This is a genomic window from Treponema sp. JC4 (genome assembly GCF_000260795.1).
Lineage (GTDB): Bacteria > Spirochaetota > Spirochaetia > Treponematales > Treponemataceae > Treponema_D.
On record NZ_AJGU01000005.1, the window covers coordinates 1 to 22361 of the forward strand.

The window sequence follows — 22361 nt, forward strand, 5'->3', positions numbered from 1 at the left end:
GGGAATAAAAACGTGCAACGCTTACAGAGTCATCATCCTTTCCCTTGCAGACAAGGCTTATGTACATTGGCATCTGAAAGTCACCAAGTTTTCCCTGGTCATCAAGAACTATGTTTTTCCCGGCTGGAATTTTCGAGTTTTTGTAGTCTATGATAATTGAGCCTTCTGCGTCGGTGTTTTGCAAAGACGGAGACAGAAGAAGGTCTAATTTTCCATAATAACTGTAATTTTCTCCGGCCTCTGGCAGAGAAAAGTCCTTTTCAACTCCCTTTACGTAGCAGCCGCCGTAGCCTTCCGTTTTACTTCTTGTATTGATTTTTTCCGGTGGCATATTAGGCTGTAAGAAGATGTGAAGAAAATCCATAATGTGGTTTGCTATTGAATCCAGCTGTGCTTCAAGCATTTTGCGGGTAAGCGGACTTTTTGAATAATCTTCTGAAGCATCATTAATTACCTGCCTGGTAAATTCTTTTACGGCCTCAAAAATTTCTGCCTCATTTTCAAAAGCACCTTTTATCGAAAAAGGCAGGGGCTTCTTAGACACAAGGTAGCTTTTCATAAATAGTTCAAGAATTTTATGATTTATGTTACCCATGTCAAAAGGCTGCATCAAATCTGTATCCAGAGAATCTTCCTTCAATCTGATTACGTTGGAGAAAATCCATTTGCGGGGGCAGGGGAAGAAGTTTTTCATGTCAGTCTGGGTAAGGACAATTTTACCTTCCGAATTTTGCTGATTCTTATCCCGCTTTGTGATGAGGACATTTTTTATTTTTTCTTCCAGAATAGAAGACGGACTGTAATTATCATCTTCTAGAGGGCTATTATAAAACTGCCAGTTTTTTATTTCTTCTTTTTGTGATGCTGAAAGTTTTAACTTTTCTTCCGGCTTTCTTCCCAGCATATAATTTTTTTCGGCCAGGATAAAATCCTCATTATCAAGCTGGTCGTTTGCAGCTTTTTCTTCTTTCAGTGAATTATGGCAGATTGCAAAGCCCGAAAAAGACTCTTCTGCATAAGAGAAATATTTTGTCTTATCATCATTTAATCCGTCGTAAAGGCGGACAAAGGCTTTTGAGGCATTAAAGCTTTTATCATCATCTTCAAGACCAAACCTGTGTCTTTTTTGGGAAGTTAAAAAGCCCAGCCTTTTATACTGGATTTCCAGGTTATTCTGGCTTGCGTCAATTATAAACTGGTGATTAAAGGCAGCCCCGGCGGTAACCTTGTAAGGAAAAATCTGAACTCCGGCTTTTTTATTCTGAGGGGTATAAGTTTTATTGGAAAGTTCGTTTACAAAAAAATCATAGCTATTACTGATTTTCAGAGGGGAATTAGTCTCATTGCAATATTTTTCTTCTATTTCTATGAGTTTCTTTAATTCTGTAATACAACGGCCAATTATTGCATCTGCAAGTTCAGAAAATTCATCAAGATTCAGATATTTGTTTCTGAAATCCATCCAGGCCTGTTCAATAGCCTTAAAAGAACCTGCCCTGCATATTGCCTTTATATCTTTTTTGATTCCAAGGTAAAAGGCTTTTTCTGAAGCAGTTTTATTTCCACTGTCACTAAGGGCTTCTTCCCAGCTGTCAAAATGAAAGTTTTTGCCACCCTTTTCTTTTTCCGTAAAACCACAGAGGCATCTGAGTTCACTTCCCGCCCGGATAAGATTCTGGCGATCTTCCTTATATTTTTCTGACCAGGGAATATATTCATCAAGAACAAAGGCACGGACTGAATCATAAGAAAAATCGGAATTATAGCAGTCCTGAATTTCCTTAAAAATCTGACCGGCGGTGTTTTTTATAAGAGGAAAACCTGCGCGGATTACAAAAGGCACGCAGTATCTTGTAAGCTCCCTTTCAAGATAGGGGCGGTAGTTTTCCAGATCAGGTACATTGAGAGTAATTTGATCCCAGCGGGCAGAAGGATTCTCTCCTGCCGCAAGTTTCCTGATTTCAAGAATAGTACGGCGAAGTTCCTTCCGTGAATCTGAATATTTGTTACATAATATCTCTTTTTGTCCTGCTTCAGTATCCGGCAATAGTACAAGGGTAAGCCCCTCTGTATTTTCAAAAACTTCTATATAATCAGCATAGTCTTCAAGAATTTCTGGATAAAAAATTACATATGATTTTCCCTGACAGATAAAATCAGGAACAATCCAGCTTGGCTCAAAAAAGTCGTGCTTTTTAAGAAATTCAGAATATCGTTGGTAAAGGGTCTGAAAATCTTCGTCTTCCTCGTCCAGTTTGTAACCAGAAGATTTTGCCTTTGTGATTTTATCATTCCAGAGTTTCAGGCTTGGAAGCATTTTTGCAATCCAGTCTGTAAAGGAGGACGCTTCTTTTTTATACTGGGGATTTATTATTTTTTTGAAAAGAGTAGACTCTTCTGGGCTTTGTGCATTTTCCGAAATCAAGGAATTAACAAAAAACTTTCTTAAGATTGCCGGTATGCTGGACTTTCCCTCTTCTTTAGCCCTTACTGCCTCGCCTTTAAAAGTATCCCAGGCCATAAAGCGTTCAAGGGGAACTGCATCAGTGCCGCTTTCTTCCGGATGCATTACGCACCAGTCAATCCAGGAGTTTTTTACAACATCAGTCGGGAATACAAATACGCTGTCTTTTTTAGCAAGTTCAGACTTAAAAAAAAACGCCCAATTCTTCCGGCGCACGAAAAACTTTTTTTGCCATAAAAATATTATAACACGGTGTAACCATTTCTTACAGACTTGGTTATATATATGAAAACCAACAATTGATTTTTCATTTACTAAACCTTTTTTAATTTTTCCTTTTTAAGACCGCGGTTTCCCTCCTTTGCCGCGGTCTTTCTTTTTATTCCGCGATGTATTATTATTAAAGCAGAAAATTTTTGCGGGGCGGGTAAAACGCCTTTGCGCTAATAGGAGATATAAAATGGCACGTACACATTACATTGCTGGAAACTGGAAGATGAACACTTCTAAAGCAGAAGCTGTTGCTTTGGCAAAAGACCTCGTTGAGCAGCTTAAAGGAAAAACTAACAAATACATGATTGGTGTTCCTTTTGTTTACCTTGATGCAGTTGCTCAGGTTGTTAAGGGAAGCAACATCATTTTGGCAGCACAGGACTGTGCCGCAACAGATAACGGAGCTCACACAGGTGAAGTTTCTACAACAATGCTTAAAGACATCGGATGTCAGTGTGTAATCCTTGGTCACTCAGAACGCCGCCACGAAATTGGTGAATCTGATGAACTTATCAACAAAAAGGTTCGCAAGGCTTTGAAAGACGGTCTTGAAGTTGATCTTTGTATTGGTGAACTTTTGAGCGAACGCGAAGCTGGCGAAGCTGAACAGGTTTGTGCATTCCAGCTTTCTGCAGGTCTTGCTGGTGTTACAGAAGAACAGATGAAAAACGTAACAATCGCTTACGAACCAGTTTGGGCTATCGGTACAGGTAAAACTGCTACTCCAGCTGATGCTCAGGCTATCCACAAGTTCATCCGCGGTTATATCGCAAAACTTTACAACCAGAAGGTTGCTGACGAAGTAATCATCCAGTATGGTGGATCTATGAAAGCTTCTAACGCTCCAGAGCTCCTCGCACAGCCAGATATCGACGGTGGTTTGATTGGTGGTGCTTCTTTGAAGGCTGAGACTTTCGTTCCAATTTGCGTGCTTTAGTCTATAATTGCAGGATCCGTTTCGCGGGGGCGAAACGGCAGGCTGCGTGAGTGCTCGCTCACTCGCACTCTTAGGGCAAATCGCAGCCTGTGTACCTATCTGTGTACTCTAATTCACTCATTAGGTAGATAATACGAAAGGCACTTCCATAACGGAGGTGCTTTTTTTTATGGTCGAAGCGGAAATGCGTAGCGGGGGTTCTTGATTTGCGTAGCATAGAAACGCTATCAGAGCGCTGCCCATAAAAAAAACGCGGTAATGAACAAGACTAGCTTATTCATACCGCGTTCCTGCATTTCTCGGCGGAGCAAATTAAGGTTCCCCGCGAAAGCATTTCCGTTTAGAACTTATAAGTACCAGTTGTAATAGTACCGCCATTCGAATATACATCAAAGTTTACAGACTTCTGGGCATTTGCAAGTTCTGCATAGAACTCAGAAACATCTTTTACAGCCTTTCCGTTTACAGCAGTAATTACATCACCATTCTGCAGTCTGAGTGCAGCTGCAGGAGATTTTTCCTGAACAGCAGTTACCACAACACCTTTAAGTTTCTTATCATCAATCTTAAGGTCTTCTTTAATGTCATCAGTCAAAGGAGCCGCGATAAAGCCTGGCCAGAGCTTGTTGTTAAGGTTAGAAACATCCTTAAGACGCTCTTCAACTTTTACATTAATCATAGGAAGACGTTTTCCGCCGCGGATTACAGTAAAGGTTGCTGTGCTTCCTGTAGGAAGACTTCCAACTTCGCGTACAAGCTGATTTACAGTCTTAACAGGTTTTCCGTTCAATTCAACAATGTAGTCACCAGGTTTAAGTCCGCCCTTGAAGGCTGGAGCGTTAGAATAAACTTCCGCTGCAAAGGCACCTTCAATTCCTTCAACACCAAGCTGCTTTTTGTATTCATCTGTAAGTTCAAGAAGACTTACACCAACCCAGCCGTAAGTAATTTTTCCGTCTTTAATAAAGGCATCAATTGAGTTTTTAATGTTGTTAATTGGAATTGCAAAGCCCAAACCCTGTGAACCACCAGACTGAGAAGCAATCCATGTGTTGATACCGATTACTTCGCCGTAGATGTTTACGAGTGGACCACCAGAGTTTCCCTGGTTGATAGCTGCATCTGTCTGAATATAGTCGCTGATGCTGGACATATGAGCTTCGGCACGGCCGGTAGCACTTACAATACCCTGTGTAACCGACTGAGCGTATCCAAGAGGGGCACCAAAGGCCATACAGATATCACCAGGCATTACAGAATCAGAATCACCAAGTGTTGCAACTGGAATAGACTTATCATCAGATTCAAAAGAAACAAGAGCAACATCAATGCGTTCATCAGCGCCGACAAGTTTTGCTTCAAAAGAACGGCCATCGTTCAATTTAATGTTGATTTTTGTAGCAGCGCCCGCAACGTGGTTATTTGTAAGAACATAAAGAGTGTTTCCTGTGCGGCGAACAATTACGCCGGAACCAAGACCTTTCTGCTCGTATTCACGTTCACGCTTTTTGTTATCCTTGTTGTCTTTTTTGTCATTTTCCGGTTCTGGGCGACCAAAAAAGAATTCAAATGGACTTGAAAAGCCCTGGAAAGGATCTGTGTAGGTCTTTTTTTCAGTTACATCAACTTCTACAACTGAAGGCAGAAGAGTGTCGCTTATAGAACGGAAGGTTGTCTGAAATGCTTCCACAACTTTCAAAGCTTCAGTCTGAGCCGCAGTTTTGGCAGGAGCCGCAAATAAGCCGGCTGCAAATACCAGCGAAACTCCCGCTGTCAAAATTTGTTTTGTGTATTTATTCATATTTACCTCGCAAAGTTAGTTTCTATAAATATAATATTAATTTTCAAATTTAGTTACAAAAAAAACGCTGTTATGCTAATATAACACAAGAGGCAAATCATGATTTATATTAAGAACGAAGAACAGATTGATGGAATTAGAAAAGCCTGCCATCTTACAGCAGATATGTTTAACGAGCTTATTCCAAAAATTCACGCGGGAATGAGCACAAAGGATATCGACAATCTTTTTAAGAATTATATTATTGGTCACGGTGGAAAGCCGGCCTGGGCTCGTGAAGATTTTCCAGGTGCAGTATGTATCAGCGTTAATAATGAAGTTATCCACGGAATCCCTTCTAAAAAACGCATCGTAAAGGACGGTGACCTTGTAAGTCTTGATGTTGGAATTGATTTGAACGGTTATATCAGCGATACAACTCATTCTCTTTTGATTGGAAATGTAAAACCTGAAGTTCGTAAGCTTCAGAAGGTAACCGCAGAGTGTCTTGATGCTGCAATCAAAGCCTGCGTTGTAGGTAACCGAATCAGCGACATTTCAAATGCCGTTTACAATATTGCCACTGCCAATGGTTACGGCGTAGTTTACGATTACTGCGGACATGGAGTTGGAATTGATGTTCACGAAGACCCTAGCGTTCCAAACTGTCCTAGCCGCGGTGGAAATCCCCGCATTGTTCCTGGTATGGTGCTTGCCCTTGAACCTATGATTAATATGGGAACTGCCGACGTAGAAACTGCCGCTGACGGCTGGACTGTTCTTACAGCAGACGGAAGCATTTCCTGCCACGAAGAGCACACCGTTGCTGTTTTTGAAGACCACACCGAAGTTCTTACCGATCTGGACTACAACGGCCAGAGCGTATTGAAATAAAATCCTACAGCTTATGCTTGAGAAGCGTTAAAACAGATTTCTGCTGTCGCTTCGTCGCCTATGCGCAGATATTCCTCCGACATTTTCTGTAAAAAGAATCTGTCGGCGGCCTTTCCAAAGCCTAAATCAAGGGCTCGTTCGTAAACATCCAGGGCAAGCTCGTCGTTTATAATGCCGTCTATGTTTTTCTTTAATATTTCAAGGGTAAAATCCATTACTTCCGGAAAGAAAATCTTAAAATAATTAAAAGAATATTCCATCTTAATTATCTGTTCCAAAAGCAAAAATGCATCGTAATATTCAGCCCGGATTACAAGCTCTTCTGCCAGAATGTAACCGTAATCCATAAAATCTTCGCGGGAAAACCATTTTTTCAGCGAAAAATCTGCGTGATTCATCTGCATGCGTTTAAACTCTGCAACAGCCTCATCTTCCTTCTGGTGCATGAGGGTGTAAAAAATCAGCTTTGAACGGCTTTCTTCATCTTCCCGTTCGCTAAGCCAGGTATAATAGTCAAAAGTATCTCTGTGGTGGTAGTTGCGTCCAAATCGCATGAAGAAGGATTCGTCAAAAATTGTGCGCTGGCGTGCATCCGAAAGAACCCTGTAGGCTGTAACTACTTTTTCAAATTCAGGACGGAGAGTTACGTCGCCTGTTAAATCAGGGTGGAGAAGTTTTGCTTTTTCACGGTAGGCGCGCTTAATTTCGCTTAAGGTCGCATTCTGGCGGACACCAAGTATTTTGTAATAATCAGTCACGAATGAAAATTATACAAGATTGCAAGGCTTTTGCGAAGTAAAAGCAGATGGCGATAGGTGAACTGCCATTTCAGACGGCATTTTTATCGCCATCAGAAGATTTTAAACTCTGCTTCAATATTAGGCTTCTGGACAATCATAACCGGGCACTTTGCATTAGAAAGAATTCCGTTTTCTGCGCTGGTCAAAAGATTGTGCTTAATTCCGCCCTTATCAACTTCACGCATATTTCCGCCGATTAAAATCAGGTCTGCGCCGAATTCCTGTGCCGAGTTTACAACTTCAGAGAAAACTCCGCCCTTGCGCAAATCCTTTTCGCACTTTACTCCCTTAGAGGAAGCAAGCATTTCTACATATTCCAGATAGCGCTTGCCGTCTGCCTCCAGACGCTCTTCCAGATCATCAGAAATAATCAGTTTATTTATAGAAAGAAACTTAATGGTTGCAGTATCAATTACAAAAACAAAACGCAGGTCAAGATTGTAGGTCTTAGCCATCATGATTGCATACATGGCCGTTACAATTGAAGACTGTTTTCCGTTTACCGCCACCAGAATTTTCTTAAAAAAACTTTTCGCCATCTGCTACCTCTTTCTATTTATCCCTGATTTCTTTCTGCCTTCTTTTTCAGCGCTTTAAGTACAAAGGTATTATCGCGTTCGCGCTCTTCAAGTACGCTTTCTATATAAGCCTTGGTTTCTGTCGTCTGAGGAATAATCATTTTATCCAGAGCATTTACACGCCTCTGGGTCTTCTTTACTTCTTCTGCAAGCCGCCACACAATTGTTCGGATAGAAGCCATCTGAGTTAAAAGTGAAAGCAGCTCAAAAAAACGGTTGATAACCGCGTCGGTGTTTGCATAAGTTCCGTTGAAGGAATAAAAAAGCTCCTTTTTCGGCATATTTACATCTATTGAAGAAAAGGACATGCCTCCAACTGTTACCTTTTTTTCCGTCATTTCAAAATCATAATGAACTGCGTGAGAAATACGTTCAATCTGATCTGCTCCGTCCAGCATCAGCATGCGCCTGAGTGCCGGATAAGCCTTTTCGGTCACCTTTTCAATATCCTTTTCCAGAAGTTTTACCTGTTCAACAAGATGCATCAGCTCGCGTACAAGAATTTCGCGCTTTTCTTCCAGCAGCTCGTAACCGTTGGTAGAAACTGCCAGCTGTTCTTTCATTGCGAGGAGATTTGATTTTGTCGGTGCAATATTAAGTTTCATTGAGCTCCCGGTAAGTATTTTTCAATAAATTCAGGTTTAATTCGGGTAAGTTCTTCGCGGGGAAGTCCTGCCAGAAGTTTCCAGCCTAAATCCAGAGTCTGTTCAATTGTTCTGTCTTCGTATTCGTCCTGCCCGAAGAATTCTTTTTCCAGTTTATCACCGAATTTAAGGTACTGACGGTCGAGAGGACTGAGTTCTTCTTCACCGATAATTGCCGCAAGGTTTCTGATAGATTTTACTTTTGAATATGAAGCAAAAAGCTGGCTCGAAACGTTTGCGTGATCTTCCCGGGTCATATCAGGGCCAATACCGTCTTTCATAAGTCGGGAAAGTGAAGGAAGTCCGCTTACAGGCGGGTAAAGTCCCTTCTGACTCATTTCACGGTCAAGTACAATCTGGCCTTCGGTGATGTAACCTGTAAGGTCTGGGATTGGGTGCGAAATATCATCATTCGGCATTGTAAGGATTGGAATCTGAGTGATTGAACCTTCGCTGCCTTTTATTTTTCCGGCTCTTTCGTAAAGTTCTGCCAGGTCGGAATAAAGGTAACCAGGATAGCCTTTACGTCCTGGAACTTCACCACGGGTTGTAGAAATTTCTCGCAGGGCTTCGCAGTAGTTTGTCATATCTGTCATTACGACAAGAACGTGCATGCCTTTTTCAAAAGCAAGATATTCTGCAGCGGTAAGCGCACATCGCGGAGTAATAATTCGTTCGATGGAAGGAGCGTCAGCAAGACTCTGGAACATAACTACGTTAGACAAAACTCCCGACTCTTCAAAAGTGTCTACGAAGAATTTTGCAACGTCGTATTTAATACCCATTCCGGCAAATACCATTACGAATTTTTCATCACTGTTTCGCAGCTTAGCCTGGCGGATAATCTGAGCCGCAAGTTTGTTATGAGGAAGACCGTTTCCGCTGAAAATTGGAAGCTTCTGACCTCGTACCAGAGAGTTCATTCCGTCAATTGCAGAAATTCCTGTCTGAATAAAGTCCCTCGGATAGATTCGGGCATAGGGATTAATCGGGTTTCCGTTTACGTTCATCTTTTTATCAGAGATGATTGCAGGATATCCGTCTATTGGCTCTCCAAGTCCGTTAAATACACGGCCCAGAAGACCGTCGCCGACTCTAAGTTCCAATGGTTCCTGTAAAAATTCAAAAGAGGTTTCATCCAGATCAAGACCTGTTGTTGAACCGAAAATCTGAACTACAACTGCCTTGTCGCTGATGTCTACAATTTTACCTGTTCTCTTTTCTCCCTTTCGGTCGCGGACGCAGACTGTTTCATTGTAAAAGACATTTTCAGTTCTTTTTAACACTATAATCGGGCCGTCAACCGAAGTAACGCCTCTGTATTCAACACCTTTCATTCGATAGCTCCCCCTTTATACAGCGGCAGTTCTTGCCGAATAAGTGCGCTCAACTTCACCAATCTGGGCGTGAAGTGCATCCTGGACTTTCTGAATCTTGTCCATCTCATCATTTGCGTAAACCATTTTGATTCGCACAATTTCATCACAAACAGGAAGCGATGCTACCTTTACAAGCGGTGCTCCTGCCTTAATGCAGGCCAGAGCAAGCTTAAAGTAGTCCATTATCAGTTCCAGAATTGCAATCTGCTTTTCTGTAGAGCAGTATTTGTCTATATCATCGTAGGCATTCTGCTGTAAGAAGCCGTTTTTAATCATATCAGCAACCTTGAGTACAAGGCGCTCACTGTCTGGCAGGGCATCAGGTCCAATCAGACGGACAATCTGCTGAAGGCGGTTTTCTGTCTTAAGAAGATTGATTGCTTCAAGACGCAAAGTGCCCCAAAGCGGATTGTTGATTTCCCACCAGTCCTTAACTTCGTCTGCATATTCGGAATAGGAATCAATCCAGCCGATTGCAGGGTAGTGGCGGGCATTTGCAAGCTCGCGGTCAAGGGCCCAGAAACAGCGGATAAAGCGTTTTGTATGCTGGGTAACCGGTTCAGAAAAGTCGCCGCCCGGAGGCGAAACCGCACCGATAATGGAAACGCTTCCTTCCTGCCCTTCAAGGCTGATTACACGGCCAGCTCTCTCGTAAAAAGAAGCAAGGCGGGTAGGTAAGTATGCCGGGAAACCTTCCTCTGCCGGCATCTCTTCCATTCGGCCCGAAAGTTCACGTAAGGCTTCTGCCCAGCGTGAAGTAGAGTCAGCCATAATTGCAACGTGCATTCCCATATCGCGGAAATACTCAGCAAGGGTAATTCCTGAATAAAGTGAAACTTCACGCGCCGCAACCGGCATGTTAGAGGTGTTTGCAATCAAAATTGTGCGCTCCATAATCGAGCGTCCGGTGCGAGGGTCAATCAGTTCCGGGAACTCGGACAAAACTTCTGTCATTTCATTACCGCGTTCACCGCAGCCGATGTAAACAATTAAATCTGCATCGCACCATTTTGCAATGGCGTGCTGGGTCATGGTTTTTCCTGTACCAAAGCCTCCAGGAATTGCTGCCGTACCTCCCTTAGAAAGAGGAAAGAAGACATCAATTACCCGCTGACCGGTAATGAGCGGTTCACTGACACCAAGCTTTTGTGTGTATGGACGAGGTTTTCGCACTGCCCAGTAATGAGCAAGACGGATTTCTTCATCAAATTCGGTTGTGGCAATTACATCGTCTACGGTGTAGTCGCCGCTGCCTTTGAAGGTTTTAAGGCTGCGTCCACGGATATCGCTTGGAACCATAATCTTTTGTGTAATTGACTCAGTTTCCTTTACGCTTCCTAAAACAAAGCCCGGCTTTATGGCAGTGCCTTTTTCAAGACCTTCTGCCGCTTCAAAATGCCAGACCTTTTTTACGTCCAGAGGTTCTGTTCGCTCACCAGGAAGCAGAAAGGCTCCTGATGCATCATACATATCCTTAAGAGGACGCTGAATACCATCGTAAATGTTTCCTACAAGGCCTGGTCCAAGACGCAGGGAAAGCGGACGCTGAGTGCAGACAACCTTTTCTCCCATGCAAAGACCTGTGTCTTCCTCATAAACCTGAATTGTTGCGTTACCCTTGTTCTGGCGGATAATTTCACCGATTAAGCGTTTTTCTCCAACATCAACTACGTCGTAAAGTCCGCAGCCGTCAAGGCCTTCTGCATAAACAATCGGACCGGAAATGCGGGTTATTTTACCTTCTATCATGCTAAACCTCCGGCTCCAAAGAGAGCAGTGCAAAGTTCTTCGCGATGATTTTCAAAAAGCTGATTTACAAGTTCGCTTAAAGTAAGTCTTATGCGGCAGTTTTTATCATCACTTTCAAGAATTACGCCTTCTTTTAGTGAAATTAAATCATCTTCTACCGAAACTCTTCCAAAATCTGTGCTTTCGCATTTCAAAAGATTTTTTCCAAAGAGCTTTGAAAGCTTTTTCTGCATCTTTGCGGAATCAAAACCGTAGACAAATGCGTTAAGTTTCTTTTCTGCAAGCAAAGCTGCTTCTTCAGATTTTTCTAGCCGGGCAAGTACAAGCTCCATGCGCTTTTCCTGACCCAAAGCTTCCAGATATTTATTTATATTTTCAATAATTGATTTCTGAACAAATGAGACTTCAAAACGCTCCTTTTCCAGAGGAATAGAAGAGTCCTGATTTTTTTTGAAGGCATCAATTTTTCTCTTGTATAAATCTTCTTTTGCCTTACGCGCTTCGTTAATCGCCTTTTCAACAGAATTAAGAATATCTTCGCAGCTCTTATCTGCCTTTTTGAGTATATTCTCTGCTTTTTTTCGTGCGTCAGATTGAATTTCTCTGTCGAGAATTTCTGTAGACCTTAATTCTTCCATCTCAAAATCCTGAATTTATGCCTTTAGTTAAACTTCCACTCCAACTGCCTGCTTAATGGCATCACTAAGCATCTTCCTGCCTTTTACGTGTCCATTAAGACCCGGAATTTCAACAATCAGAGGAAAATTTCCTGTTTTTTGCCACGCAAGCTCTTCTTCTTCAATCTGACTGGCGGCCTGCTCCGTAAGTATAAGAACTTTTGGAATTTCGCCGGTCGGAATATTTGCCGTTCCGCCTTTTCCTGTAATGCGGTTGAAGGCATTAAGGACATCGTTACGGTTTTCGGCAATTGTTCCGTCTACGCCTGTCAGTTTGAAGGCAAGTACAAGCTCGCGCTCGCCGATTATGTAGAACTTCATTCGCGTGAAAGCTCTACAGAATCAAAATCAATACTGCAACGAGCATACCCCAAAGACAGATACCTTCTGCAAGACCTACAAAAGGAAGTGCCTTTCCCGAAAGTTCAGGATTTTCGCTCATTGCACCCATTGCTGCCGAACCGATTTTTCCTACAGCCATACCACCGGCAATGCAGGCAAGTCCTACTGCAACGGCTGCTGCAATGTACTTAATTCCTCCAGAAAGGAATCCGGCTGCTTCTGCTGCTGGTTCCCCTGCTTCTTCTGCAAAAATTGCTGCGCTTACACATGCAAGAACTGCCATAAATGCAAAAATCTTTTTCTTCATCTTTATACCTCGCTAATTAATTTCTATTTTCAGATACAGAAGCTGCAGACCGCTCCTTCCGCATCATTATTCACAAGTAAAAACAAATGGTTTGAATTCCCTTCCAGTTTCGTGGAAGAATTTTGAAAAGAACTCGTAGTACTGCAATCGGATAACCTGAATTGCAACAATCATTCCTTCCAGAACTATGATGATGGCATTTCCTGCAATTAAAATTGCAAGTCCGCCCGCTCCGCCGCAAAGCTCTGTCAAAGTCAGAATCAAAAAGTCCAGAACTGCATGAGAAAGGGCAAAGGCTCCTACACGGACAAAGCTTACGGTATTAGAAAGATAACCGGAAATTACTTCTATTAACTCTACAAGTCCGCTGATAAGGTAAGTTCCAAAGCCGTTTTCCAGCAGAGGCTTTTCATGACGCATAGCCCGTTCAAAAGGAGAGGCAAAAGCTGCAAAAAAGAGGGTGATTCCAATTACAATCCAGTCGTAAGCGGCAATTGCGTGGTGGAAGGCGGCGATACGCACAACCATGATTACCACATACCAGAAGAAAAGGGCACCCGCAAGTCCGTTTTTACCAAAAAGCGCTTCGTCATAACGTTTTAAAAGCAGGTTGTTTACGATGTTCAAAAGAAGTCCGATTGTATTGATTACAAAACCGATTGCAACTGCAACTCCAAAGACGCTGAACATTGCAATAATTGATGACGGATCGCTGGAAGGCATCATTTTTATGATAGGCGCATGAGGCTGACCAAAAAATCCTGTTACCCAGTGGGCAAAAGGTTCCAGCAGTTTTTCATCAGAGAAGAATTCGCCGGTAAGAAGACCCATAATGGTACTTGTAATACCGATTGCCATAAAAATCGGGGCAAACTTGTTCCAGCCGCCAACCTTTATAACCTTAAGTGCCATTAAAATACCCGCAAGCAGGAATACTAAACCCTGTCCGCAGTCGCCGAACATAATTCCAAAAAGAATGGTAAAGAAGACTGCAACAAATGGAGTCGGGTCAATTGTTCCGTAAAGAGGTGAGCCGTAGCTGAAAATCATGCGCTCAAAGCTTTTTACAAAGCGGCCGTGCTCAAGTTTTACAGGAACCTGTTCTTTTCCGCTGATTACAGAAGGAACTTCCATAGGACTGTATTTTCTGATGGCAATACGGCTTTCGGTGATTTCGTCCAGATCCTTCATATAAGTATCAAAATCTTTTTCCGGAACCCAGCCTGTGATTCTGTATACAAGCTCTGTGGACTGCAGGGTTGCTTCCACCTGGGTAATCTGTTTTCCGATTGCAAAATTGCCCAGAAGTCTTTTGATTATGATTTTATGAGTTTCTGCAAAATTGGCCTTTTCTTTTTCCAGCAGAGCCATCTGCTTTTCTGCATCTTCCTTATTTTTCCTAAGGCCTGCAAGCATGTCTTCCGGAACGCCCTTAAAATCTTCCGGAATAGTAAGAGGTGCAAAACCGTATTCCTTTAGAATTGTATCAGTTGCAAAGCGTCCTTTTTAGATGAAGCAACCAGAATTCGCGATCTATCATCTCCAAGCGGAACTAAAACTGCATTGTTCAAAAGAGAATCCCGTAAAGGCTCGTAATTTTCTACAGGAATTTTTCCCAGCTTCAAACTGATAAAGGAAAGCTGTTCAAGTTCAGAATATGAAACCCGGAGATTTGAAAAAGCCATAGCCTCTTTGTAGGCTTCTCTTGCCTTTTCCAAAGCCTCTGCCCCGTCTGAAAGGCGTTTCTGCAGTTCATTAAATGCAAGTAAAAATTTATTTGCTTCATCCCTGTCCTGTTCGCCCGGTGCATTATAGTCAGAAAGATCTGTCGGGAAGTCTGTAAAATCCAGAACCGCGCAGGCTTTTTTTATTTCGTTATAATACTGAACGTCAAAATCAAGAATTCCTTCTTCGGCAGCAGAATTATTATTTTCCTTAAAAGTCTTTCCCTGAAACTGGAAAGAACCTTTTTTTCCGATGTATTCGAGAACTGTATAAACATCCTGTTTTAGAACCATCAGTTCTATTAAACTCATAGCCGCTGTTTTTGCCATTGCTACCTCACTTTTATACCTACGGCATTCATAGCGTCCTGACTGCTTATTCCAAGCCTCAGACTTTCTACCGCCGTTCTTATACAACTAAGTTCAAAAGATTTGACTTTAAACCATCCGATTATGGATGAAACTGACATTGGCCGCTGATGAAAAGCCTGCATGGCAAGCCTTGTAAACTTTAAGCGGCCCTGTTCTTCTACCCAGGCTGGATCTACATTCCAGATTTCTCCCGGTGTATGAGGATTTAAAAGATTTGCATAACGCCAGCCGGCCCACTGTTCCCAGACATCAAGTTCCTTGTCTAAAATTGCAAGGGCTGGGGCAGCAATAGGGTCATCCTTTGTAGGGGCGTCTGTTACATAAATCAGATTTTGAATGATTTCTTCATTATTCATCTGATAGTTGATTTTTAGTCGCAGTGCCCAGACAAGATTTTTAAGTATGTATTCAGTGCTGAAAAGATTTTTCAAAATGTCAAAATCATCGCCATGCAGGGTATGAATTGCCTTCCAGAAATCATGAACGCACTGAATGTCGATTTTATATTCGTGTTTCTGCTGGTCGTGAATATCCGGAACAGAATTGTACCAGCTGAAGGCAGAACCCTCTGTGATTTTTTCGATATCAGGCCAGGCATCAAAATTAAATTCTGAAAAGTCTCCTATATCAAAAAGTTCAGGACAGTCTTTTTTGCCGACGCAGAGGGCAGCCCCGGCAGTTTTTAAATTATTTGCATCAAAAACCTTGAGGGGTAGTCTGAGAATTTCTGCGGGTTTATCAAACTGGCTTAAAAAATAAACGTACTGGCTTACAAGTCTTTTAAATGCTTCTGTTTCAATCTGTTTTGCTAAAAGAACTTCGGGAAGGAGGGGAGGCTGACTTCTGAATACAAGAGACCATAATTCAGAAAGCGATTTTACGTTAAATAGCAAAGAAGCCCTTTCTCCTGTAAAGGATTTTCCCAAGAGACCGCTTGCTTTTGCATAAACGTAAGAATGTGCTGCCGAATTATCCATTAAAAGCCCGCCTGTACCTTTTATCCAATCTCTTTATGCTTTTTCAAAAAGTTTCTTATCCAGGAACTTTGCAAAATTCTCATAATTCTGAGTTTTTGCTTCAAGGTAAGCCTTAAACTCATCAATAATATGATTGTGCTCTTCTGATATCTCTTTTATAGAAGCTTCGTAGTTGTTTTTCAGTTCTTCAATGATTTTCTCTGTCTTCTCTTTGTATTCTGCGTTGTATTTTGCCCGCGCTTCAGAAATCTTTTTTTCGGAAGTCTCCATTGCTTCAGAAATCAGGGAGTTTGCATCTTTTTCAACTTCCAGAAGATGATTAATCATTTTAAGTTCTTCGTTCTGCTCTGCCAATTTTGACTCCTAGTATTCAAGTTCAGTGAACAAATCAAAAATCTCTTTTTGAGTTTTTAAGGTGAGAATTTTTTCGTAAAATTCAGGCTTGCTTACTATATAAAGAATGTCGCGAAGTACATTCAGGTGACTTCCTGTGTTTTCGCGTTCAAAGACAATCTGAAAAATGATATTAACTACTGGATTTGTATTATCTGCGGATTCAAGAGGCTCAAATTCAATACCGTCATGACTTATGCCGACAACTATTGTTGTTTTGGAGGCGCTGTCGCAAACAGCATGAGGAACTGCAACTTTTGGAAATACAGCTGTAGAACACTTGTTTTCACGTTCGGTTACCGCCTTCATGTATTCAGTACGGTTCAGTCCCGGGCATTTTTTTACAAGCATTTCTGTAAGCTCTGCAAAAGCTTCTTCTTTGTCTGTGCTCTCAAGATTCAGATTTATATCTGAGGGGGTAATGTAATCTGTAAGCAAATTCCACTTCCTCAAAAAAAAATGAGTAAGCACTTAAGTACTTACTCATTCATTATAAACCCGAAAATTGAATTTTCAAATTTAAAGTTATAAAGTTCTGCTTTTAATTACTCAGCTTCGCTCAAAGTTGCTTCTTCTGAAGAAGCTTCAGATTTCCACCATTCAGCGTTTGCTGCTGAATCATCTGCTGTTGCTTCTACAGCTGCTGGTTCAACCAGGTCTTTTGCAACTGAAGGCTTTTTGTTGATCAAAGCCAGGCCAAGAGAAAGACCAAAGAACAAAACTACAAATACGAAAGTTGTTTTTGTAAGGATTGATGCTGAGTGAGCACCAAAAGCGGCTGTTCCGCGTCCACCCAAAAGACCGCCCATTCCGTTTTCTCCGTCATCCTGAATAGAAACCAAAAGAACCAGAAGAAAACATACAATTACAAATGCAACTAAAAGTACAACTCCAAGAGTACCCATTTTATATCTCCAAAATAATTTTTCTTTAAAATTAAGTTTGTAAATGATAATGAAAAACGGCTTTTTAGTCAATTTGACATATATAGGAAAACTATAAATTTTTTCTTTCATTTAGGTTTGCCCATATATGTGTTTTTTACTATAATGCTTCCATGTATCGTTTATATGTAGAAAGAAGAGCTGGTTTTGAAAACGAAGCCCGCCGCTATTTGTCAGAAATCAACAGTTTTTTGGGAATTTCCAGTGTTACTGGAGTTCGTTATTTCAACCGCTATGATGTTGAAAATGTTAGTGACGAAGTTGCAAAAATTGCCGCAACACGCATTTTCAGCGAGCCTCAGAGTGATTTGTGCTTTACAGAAACACTTGATGTAGCTGCGGATGAAACTGAAATTGTCTGGGAATATCTTCCTGGCCAGTACGACCAGCGTGCCGACAGCGCTGAGCAGTGTATTTCTTTGCTGCGAGCAGGTCTTACAGGCGTAAAGACTAATTCTGAACCTCCTGTAGTTCGCTGTGCAAAAATTGTTCTTTTGAAAGGCAAACTTTCTGCATCTGATGTTGAAAAAATCCAGAATTATCTTGTGAACCCGGTTGATTCACGACTTACTGACGAAACAAAGCCCGAAACCCTGAAAATGCAGCTTGAAGATCCTGCTGATATTCCGGTCGTTGAGGGCTTTATTAAATTTGACGACAAGGCTCTTGAAGATTACCGTGTAAAAATGGGTCTTGCCATGGACCATGCCGATATCAAATTCCTTCAGGATTATTTTATTGGTGAAAAACGCGATCCTACAGAAACTGAAATCCGCGTACTCGATACATACTGGTCTGACCACTGCCGTCACACCACTTTCTTGACAGAACTTAAAGACATCAAGATTGAAGACGGTCCTTATTCAGACCTCTTTAAAAAATCTCTTGATAGCTATAACGACATGCGTTCTGAGCTTTATGCAGGCCGCACAGATAAGCCAGTTTGTTTGATGGATATGGCTGTAATCGGAATGAAGTATCTCAAAAAGCAGGGAAAGCTTGAAGATATGGAAGTTTCAGAAGAAAACAATGCCTGCTCAGTTTATATTGATGTTCATTACACAACTGATGAAAATGGTAAGCCTCTGGCAAGTGATGACCCGCGCGCTACAGAACGCTGGCTTATGATGTTCAAAAACGAAACTCATAACCATCCTACAGAAATTGAACCATTTGGTGGCGCTGCAACTTGTCTTGGTGGTGCTATCCGTGACCCTCTTTCCGGCCGTTCATGGGTTTACCAGTCAATGCGTATTACTGGTGCTTCTGACCCTACAGTTCCTCTGGCTGCAACTCTTAAAGGAAAATTGCCACAGGTAAAAATCTGCCGCGAAGCAGCTCAGGGCTTCTCCAGCTACGGAAACCAGATTGGTCTTACAACTGGACAGGTAGCAGAAATCTATCATCCAGGTTATGTTGCAAAACGCATGGAGCTTGGTGCTGTAATTGCTGCCGCTCCTGTAGATACAGTTATCCGCGAACGCCCTGAAGCCGGTGATATCATCATTCTTCTTGGTGGTGGTACAGGCCGCGACGGTATTGGTGGTGCAACAGGTTCTTCTAAAGTTCACACTGTAAAATCTGTTACAACTGCTGCTGCCGAAGTTCAGAAGGGTAACGCTGTTGAAGAGCGTAAGATTCAGCGTCTCTTCCGCAATAAAGAAGTAAGCCTGATGATTCGCCGCTGTAACGACTTTGGTGCCGGTGGTGTTTCAGTTGCCGTTGGTGAACTTGCACCTGGTTTGGACATCAACCTTGATGCAGTACCTAAGAAGTATGAAGGTTTGAACGGAACTGAGCTTGCAATTTCTGAAAGCCAGGAACGTATGGCTGTAGTTGTACGCAAATCTGATGTTGACCGCTTTATCAACGAAGCTAAAAAAGAAAACCTTAACGCTGTAGTTGTTGCTACAGTTACAGATACAAACCGCCTTGTAATGAAGTGGCGCGGTAATACAATTGTGAATATTGGCCGCGAATTCCTTGATGCTGCCGGTGCTCACCACGAAGCAACTGCTTTGATTGAAAGCCCTGCAGAACCAGAAAAATCACCACTTTTGAATCCTCTTGATTCAGTTTCAGAAGAATTGAACAAGGGCGTAAAGTGCGAAGGCTGTGTAAAAAATCATCTTACAGAAGCCTGGCTTAAAAATATCAGTGACCTTGCCTGCTGTTCTCAGCGCGGACTTGGTGAACGCTTTGACGGTTCTATTGGTGCAAGCACTGTTCTCTTCCCTTATGGAGGAAAATATCAGAACACACCGGAAGCCGGTATGTCTGCAAAGATTCCTGTAATGACACCGCGCGAAACTTCAACTGCCAGCCTTATGACTTACGGCTTTGACCCTCGTGTCGGAAACTGGTCTCCATGGCACGGAGCAAAAACTGCTGTTTTGAGCTCACTTGCAAAAATCACTTGTATTGGTGGTAAGGCTAGAACATCACGCCTCAGCTTCCAGGAATTCTTTGGCCGCGCAGTAAACGAAAAGCGCTGGGGCTATCCAGCTGCAGCCCTTCTTGGTTCTGTAAATGCTCAGATTGAATCTGGTTGTGCTTCAATTGGTGGTAAAGACTCAATGTCTGGTACATTTGAAGATATCAATGTTCCTCATACACTGGTAAGCTTTGCCGTAACTCACGACGAAGCAAAGAATGTTGTAAGCGGTGCCTTCAAAAAGGCCGGAAACTCTATCTATCTTGTAAGTGTTCCTTATTCAAGCGCACTTGATCCAGATTATGAAACCTTCCTTAAAAACAGCGACCTTCTTTACGAATTGAACAAAGCTGGAAAAATCAGCGCTATGTACCCGGTTGCTGCTGGTGGTATTGCAGAAGCAGTAACAAAAATGGCAATGGGTAATATGATTGGTGCTGAACTTGATGCTGCTAACGGCGTAAAATCACTTTTCGTGCCAACTTACGGAAATATCGTAGTAGAAACAAGCGAAGCTCTTGAAAATGCAGGCTTTGCCGCAGGTACCCTTACAAAGCTTGGAAAGACAAGTGCTGATGCAAAAATTACTGTAAAGAATGCAGAACTTGGAGGAATTACAAATCCTTCTGTAGAAATTGCACTTTCCGACTGTCTTGCTTCCTGGGAAAACACATTAAAAGAAGTATTCCCACGTGTAAGCGGTGCAGAAGTTCAGCCAGAACTTCCTGAATGGGCAAAATCAGTTCACAAATCTTTGAGCAATATCCGCAAGGCTCCTGCTTTTGTAGAAGCAAAATCTCATCCAAAAGTATTGCTTCCTGTATTCCCTGGAACAAACTGTGAAATTGATATGGCCCGCGCCTTCAACCTTGCAGGTGCAAATACAAAAATTCTTGTTCTCCGCAATAAGAATCCGGAAATGCTTAATGAATCGCTTGATGAGCTTGCCCGCGAGCTTAAAGATACTCAGATTCTCGCCCTTTCTGGTGGTTTCTCTGCCGGTGACGAACCTGATGGTTCTGCAAAGTTCATTGCAAACGTTTTGAAGGCTGGAAAAATCAGCGAAGAAGTAATGAACCTTCTTAAAAAACGCGCTGGTCTTGTTCTTGGTATCTGTAACGGTTTCCAGGCACTTGTAAAAACAGGTCTTGCCGTTACTGGCGAAATCTGCGACATGACTCCTGACATGCCAACTCTTACTTACAACAGAATCGGCCGTCATATTTCCCGCATTGTCCGCACCCGCATCGTAAGTGCTGCAACTCCTTGGGCTATGCATCCAAGCGTTGTAGACGGACGTAATCACCTTATTGCAATCAGCCACGGTGAAGGCCGCTTTGTTTGTGATAAAGCAACTGCAGAAAAACTCTTTAAAAACGGACAGGTATTCAGCCAGTACGTTGATGAAAAAGGACTTCCTGCAATTACGGAACCAGATAACCCTAATGGATCTGCATTCGCAATTGAAGGTATCTGTTCTCCAGATGGTCACGTTCTTGGTAAGATGGGACACAACGAGCGCGGAATCGGTATGGAAGCAGGCGGCGCAAGCTTAGACCTCTTCAAAAACGTGGTTGGAAATCCACTTACAAATGCCGACGAATCAACCTGCGAAAATATTTTTGCAGCCGGCGTTGCATATTTTAAGAACTAGGAATGAATATGAATAAACTTTTGAAAAAACTGGCAGCAGGTCTTTTTACCTCTGCTCTACTTTTTGCCGCAGCTCCCGCTTTTGCTTCAGGGAATGACGGCTTTTATGAAGATATGGACTCTGGTCTTGCTGCGGCAAAAAAATCAGATAAAGGCGTTCTGATTTTTATTACTCAGCAGGGTGAAGATGAGCTCAGCGCTTCTTTTATGGAAACTGTCCGCTCGGAAGAAGTTCAGAAGCAGCTTGGCGATTACGTGCTTGTAGGCATGGATTTTAGTCAGGGAGCTTTTGAAAAAACTGTAGTTCGCGAAGTTGACAGTTCTGAAAATCAGCAGGCAGCTAAAAATGCGGCTGACGTAATGCAGAAAAACTCACGTTTTGCGGCTCTGATTAATCCTGAGTTTACACCGGCTGTTTATCTCTTTACTGCAGACGGTTATTACGTAAGTCATCTTGTTTTGAAGGGGGATGAAAAGGCTGATGCTTTTATGGCAGCTCTCAAGGCTGATGAAGTAAAGCTTAATGCCCTTCGCCAGATGATTGCAAAAACAAAAACAGGAAAGCCTCTTGAAAAGGTTTCTGCAATTGATGAAATTTTTGAAGCAACTCAGCCGGAATACCGCTTTTTCCTGATTGATCTTGTAAACGAGGCAATCAATCTTGATAAAAAGAACAAATCTGGTTTGATGAGCAAATACCTTATTACCCGCACAGAGTATGATGCAATGGTTTGTTTCTACGACAATGATGCGCCTGGTGCTGTAAATGCCTATGTAAAAGCTGCAAAGGAAAAATTCCTTAGTGCTGAAGAAAAACAGCAGGCTTACTACATGGCTGCTCTTGTAATGGTAAAATCAAGCGGTCAGGAAAGCGTTCCTATGATTATTACTTACCTTGAAAAATCTCTCGCAGCCGCTCCAAATTCTGCCATTGCTCCAAAAGTAAAAGAAAATCTTGATTACTTTAAAGACTATCAGGCAAAAATGAATGCTGCAGGAGCCGGTGCGGACGCTGCTCAGTCAGGCGGTAAAAACTAGCG

General features: G+C 42.2%; 20 protein-coding genes. 4 read left to right on the top strand and 16 right to left on the bottom strand.

The window, feature by feature from the left end; genetic code table 11:
- Nucleotides 1-2680, bottom strand: a 2680-nt coding sequence (locus tag MSI_RS04015) for a PD-(D/E)XK nuclease family protein (protein WP_039924211.1), incomplete at its 3' end; no start/stop codon positions are given.
- 244 nt (nucleotides 2681-2924) lie between these two features.
- Here MSI_RS04015 and tpiA point away from each other — a divergent pair.
- On the top strand, nucleotides 2925-3674 hold the full coding sequence (gene tpiA / locus MSI_RS04020; protein WP_009103979.1) for a triose-phosphate isomerase: 750 nt from the start codon (nucleotides 2925-2927) through the stop codon (nucleotides 3672-3674).
- Nucleotides 3675-4014: 340 nt separating this feature from the next.
- Here tpiA and MSI_RS04025 read toward each other — a convergent pair whose 3' ends face one another.
- A complete protein-coding gene (locus MSI_RS04025; RefSeq protein WP_009103981.1) occupies nucleotides 4015-5475 on the bottom strand; it encodes a Do family serine endopeptidase in 1461 nt (486 codons plus the stop codon).
- 99 nt (nucleotides 5476-5574) lie between these two features.
- Between MSI_RS04025 and map the strand changes: the two genes are divergently transcribed.
- On the top strand, nucleotides 5575-6348 hold the full coding sequence (gene map, locus MSI_RS04030; protein ID WP_009103983.1) for a type I methionyl aminopeptidase: 774 nt from the start codon (nucleotides 5575-5577) through the stop codon (nucleotides 6346-6348).
- Nucleotides 6349-6359: 11 nt separating this feature from the next.
- Here map and MSI_RS04035 read toward each other — a convergent pair whose 3' ends face one another.
- The 14 genes from MSI_RS04035 to secG all read right to left on the bottom strand — a co-directional run bounded on the left by MSI_RS04035 (nucleotide 6360) and on the right by secG (nucleotide 17195).
- Nucleotides 6360-7106 (bottom strand): J domain-containing protein, encoded by a 747-nt coding sequence (locus MSI_RS04035; protein WP_009103985.1) that lies wholly within the window; start codon nucleotides 7104-7106, stop codon nucleotides 6360-6362.
- 92 nt (nucleotides 7107-7198) lie between these two features.
- On the bottom strand, nucleotides 7199-7687 hold the full coding sequence (locus MSI_RS04040) for a universal stress protein (RefSeq protein ID WP_009103988.1): 489 nt from the start codon (nucleotides 7685-7687) through the stop codon (nucleotides 7199-7201).
- Nucleotides 7688-7704: 17 nt separating this feature from the next.
- Nucleotides 7705-8331, bottom strand: a complete 627-nt coding sequence (locus MSI_RS04045) for a V-type ATP synthase subunit D (RefSeq protein WP_009103990.1) — start codon at nucleotides 8329-8331, stop codon at nucleotides 7705-7707.
- Nucleotides 8328-9707 carry a V-type ATP synthase subunit B gene (locus MSI_RS04050; protein WP_009103993.1) on the bottom strand — a complete coding sequence of 460 codons (1380 nt, stop codon included), beginning with the start codon at nucleotides 9705-9707 and terminating at the stop codon, nucleotides 8328-8330. The genes MSI_RS04045 and MSI_RS04050 overlap by 4 nt, the downstream gene beginning before the upstream one ends.
- Nucleotides 9708-9722: 15 nt before the next feature.
- Nucleotides 9723-11498 carry a V-type ATP synthase subunit A gene (locus MSI_RS04055; RefSeq protein ID WP_009103995.1) on the bottom strand — a complete coding sequence of 592 codons (1776 nt, stop codon included), beginning with the start codon at nucleotides 11496-11498 and terminating at the stop codon, nucleotides 9723-9725.
- Nucleotides 11495-12136, bottom strand: coding sequence for an ATP synthase E (locus MSI_RS04060; protein WP_009103997.1), 642 nt, complete (start codon nucleotides 12134-12136; stop codon nucleotides 11495-11497). Before MSI_RS04060 ends, MSI_RS04055 begins: the two co-directional genes overlap by 4 nt.
- Nucleotides 12137-12163: 27 nt before the next feature.
- Nucleotides 12164-12496, bottom strand: coding sequence for a V-type ATP synthase subunit F (locus MSI_RS04065; protein WP_009103999.1), 333 nt, complete (start codon nucleotides 12494-12496; stop codon nucleotides 12164-12166).
- A 13-nt stretch (nucleotides 12497-12509) separates the two neighbouring features.
- Nucleotides 12510-12824 carry an ATP synthase subunit C gene (locus MSI_RS04070; RefSeq protein WP_009104000.1) on the bottom strand — a complete coding sequence of 105 codons (315 nt, stop codon included), beginning with the start codon at nucleotides 12822-12824 and terminating at the stop codon, nucleotides 12510-12512.
- Between the two features lie 66 nt (nucleotides 12825-12890).
- Entirely contained in the window at nucleotides 12891-14240 is a 1350-nt protein-coding gene (locus MSI_RS04075; protein ID WP_009104003.1) for a V-type ATP synthase subunit I, read from the bottom strand.
- A gap of 59 nt (nucleotides 14241-14299) precedes the next feature.
- A complete protein-coding gene (locus MSI_RS14995; RefSeq protein ID WP_009104004.1) occupies nucleotides 14300-14878 on the bottom strand; it encodes a hypothetical protein in 579 nt (192 codons plus the stop codon).
- A gap of 2 nt (nucleotides 14879-14880) precedes the next feature.
- Nucleotides 14881-15897, bottom strand: coding sequence for a V-type ATPase subunit (locus MSI_RS04080; RefSeq protein WP_009104006.1), 1017 nt, complete (start codon nucleotides 15895-15897; stop codon nucleotides 14881-14883).
- Nucleotides 15898-15930: 33 nt separating this feature from the next.
- Nucleotides 15931-16251 carry a hypothetical protein gene (locus tag MSI_RS04085; RefSeq protein ID WP_009104008.1) on the bottom strand — a complete coding sequence of 107 codons (321 nt, stop codon included), beginning with the start codon at nucleotides 16249-16251 and terminating at the stop codon, nucleotides 15931-15933.
- 9 nt (nucleotides 16252-16260) lie between these two features.
- Nucleotides 16261-16728 (bottom strand): PTS sugar transporter subunit IIA, encoded by a 468-nt coding sequence (locus MSI_RS04090; RefSeq protein WP_009104009.1) that lies wholly within the window; start codon nucleotides 16726-16728, stop codon nucleotides 16261-16263.
- Nucleotides 16729-16835: 107 nt separating this feature from the next.
- The gene (gene secG, locus MSI_RS04095; protein WP_009104011.1) at nucleotides 16836-17195 is read right to left on the bottom strand and encodes a preprotein translocase subunit SecG; all 360 of its coding nucleotides are present in this window, start codon (nucleotides 17193-17195) and stop codon (nucleotides 16836-16838) included.
- A gap of 152 nt (nucleotides 17196-17347) precedes the next feature.
- On the opposite strand from secG, the gene MSI_RS04100 reads away from it, so the two are divergent.
- Both MSI_RS04100 and MSI_RS04105 read left to right on the top strand, forming a co-directional pair.
- On the top strand, nucleotides 17348-21322 hold the full coding sequence (locus tag MSI_RS04100; protein ID WP_009104013.1) for a phosphoribosylformylglycinamidine synthase: 3975 nt from the start codon (nucleotides 17348-17350) through the stop codon (nucleotides 21320-21322).
- A gap of 8 nt (nucleotides 21323-21330) precedes the next feature.
- Complete coding sequence (locus tag MSI_RS04105) at nucleotides 21331-22359, top strand: hypothetical protein (protein ID WP_009104014.1); 1029 nt, start codon at nucleotides 21331-21333, stop codon at nucleotides 22357-22359.
- Nucleotides 22360-22361 lie beyond the last annotated feature (2 nt).

Bases quoted from the DNA above. Each gene is read 5' to 3' on its own strand.
- MSI_RS04075 (WP_009104003.1), bottom strand. From the start codon at position 14,240: ATGCTTGCAGGCCTTAGGAAAAATAAGGAAGATGCAGAAAAGCAGATG.
- map (WP_009103983.1), top strand. From the start codon at position 5,575: ATGATTTATATTAAGAACGAAGAACAGATTGATGGAATTAGAAAAGCC.
- MSI_RS04100 (WP_009104013.1), top strand. From the start codon at position 17,348: ATGTATCGTTTATATGTAGAAAGAAGAGCTGGTTTTGAAAACGAAGCC.
- MSI_RS14995 (WP_009104004.1), bottom strand. From the start codon at position 14,878: ATGGCAAAAACAGCGGCTATGAGTTTAATAGAACTGATGGTTCTAAAA.
- tpiA (WP_009103979.1), top strand. From the start codon at position 2,925: ATGGCACGTACACATTACATTGCTGGAAACTGGAAGATGAACACTTCT.
- secG (WP_009104011.1), bottom strand. From the start codon at position 17,195: ATGGGTACTCTTGGAGTTGTACTTTTAGTTGCATTTGTAATTGTATGT.
- MSI_RS04025 (WP_009103981.1), bottom strand. From the start codon at position 5,475: ATGAATAAATACACAAAACAAATTTTGACAGCGGGAGTTTCGCTGGTA.
- MSI_RS04040 (WP_009103988.1), bottom strand. From the start codon at position 7,687: ATGGCGAAAAGTTTTTTTAAGAAAATTCTGGTGGCGGTAAACGGAAAA.
- MSI_RS04080 (WP_009104006.1), bottom strand. From the start codon at position 15,897: ATGGATAATTCGGCAGCACATTCTTACGTTTATGCAAAAGCAAGCGGT.
- MSI_RS04105 (WP_009104014.1), top strand. From the start codon at position 21,331: ATGAATAAACTTTTGAAAAAACTGGCAGCAGGTCTTTTTACCTCTGCT.
- MSI_RS04045 (WP_009103990.1), bottom strand. From the start codon at position 8,331: ATGAAACTTAATATTGCACCGACAAAATCAAATCTCCTCGCAATGAAA.
- MSI_RS04065 (WP_009103999.1), bottom strand. From the start codon at position 12,496: ATGAAGTTCTACATAATCGGCGAGCGCGAGCTTGTACTTGCCTTCAAA.
- MSI_RS04070 (WP_009104000.1), bottom strand. From the start codon at position 12,824: ATGAAGAAAAAGATTTTTGCATTTATGGCAGTTCTTGCATGTGTAAGC.
- MSI_RS04055 (WP_009103995.1), bottom strand. From the start codon at position 11,498: ATGATAGAAGGTAAAATAACCCGCATTTCCGGTCCGATTGTTTATGCA.
- MSI_RS04060 (WP_009103997.1), bottom strand. From the start codon at position 12,136: ATGGAAGAATTAAGGTCTACAGAAATTCTCGACAGAGAAATTCAATCT.
- MSI_RS04050 (WP_009103993.1), bottom strand. From the start codon at position 9,707: ATGAAAGGTGTTGAATACAGAGGCGTTACTTCGGTTGACGGCCCGATT.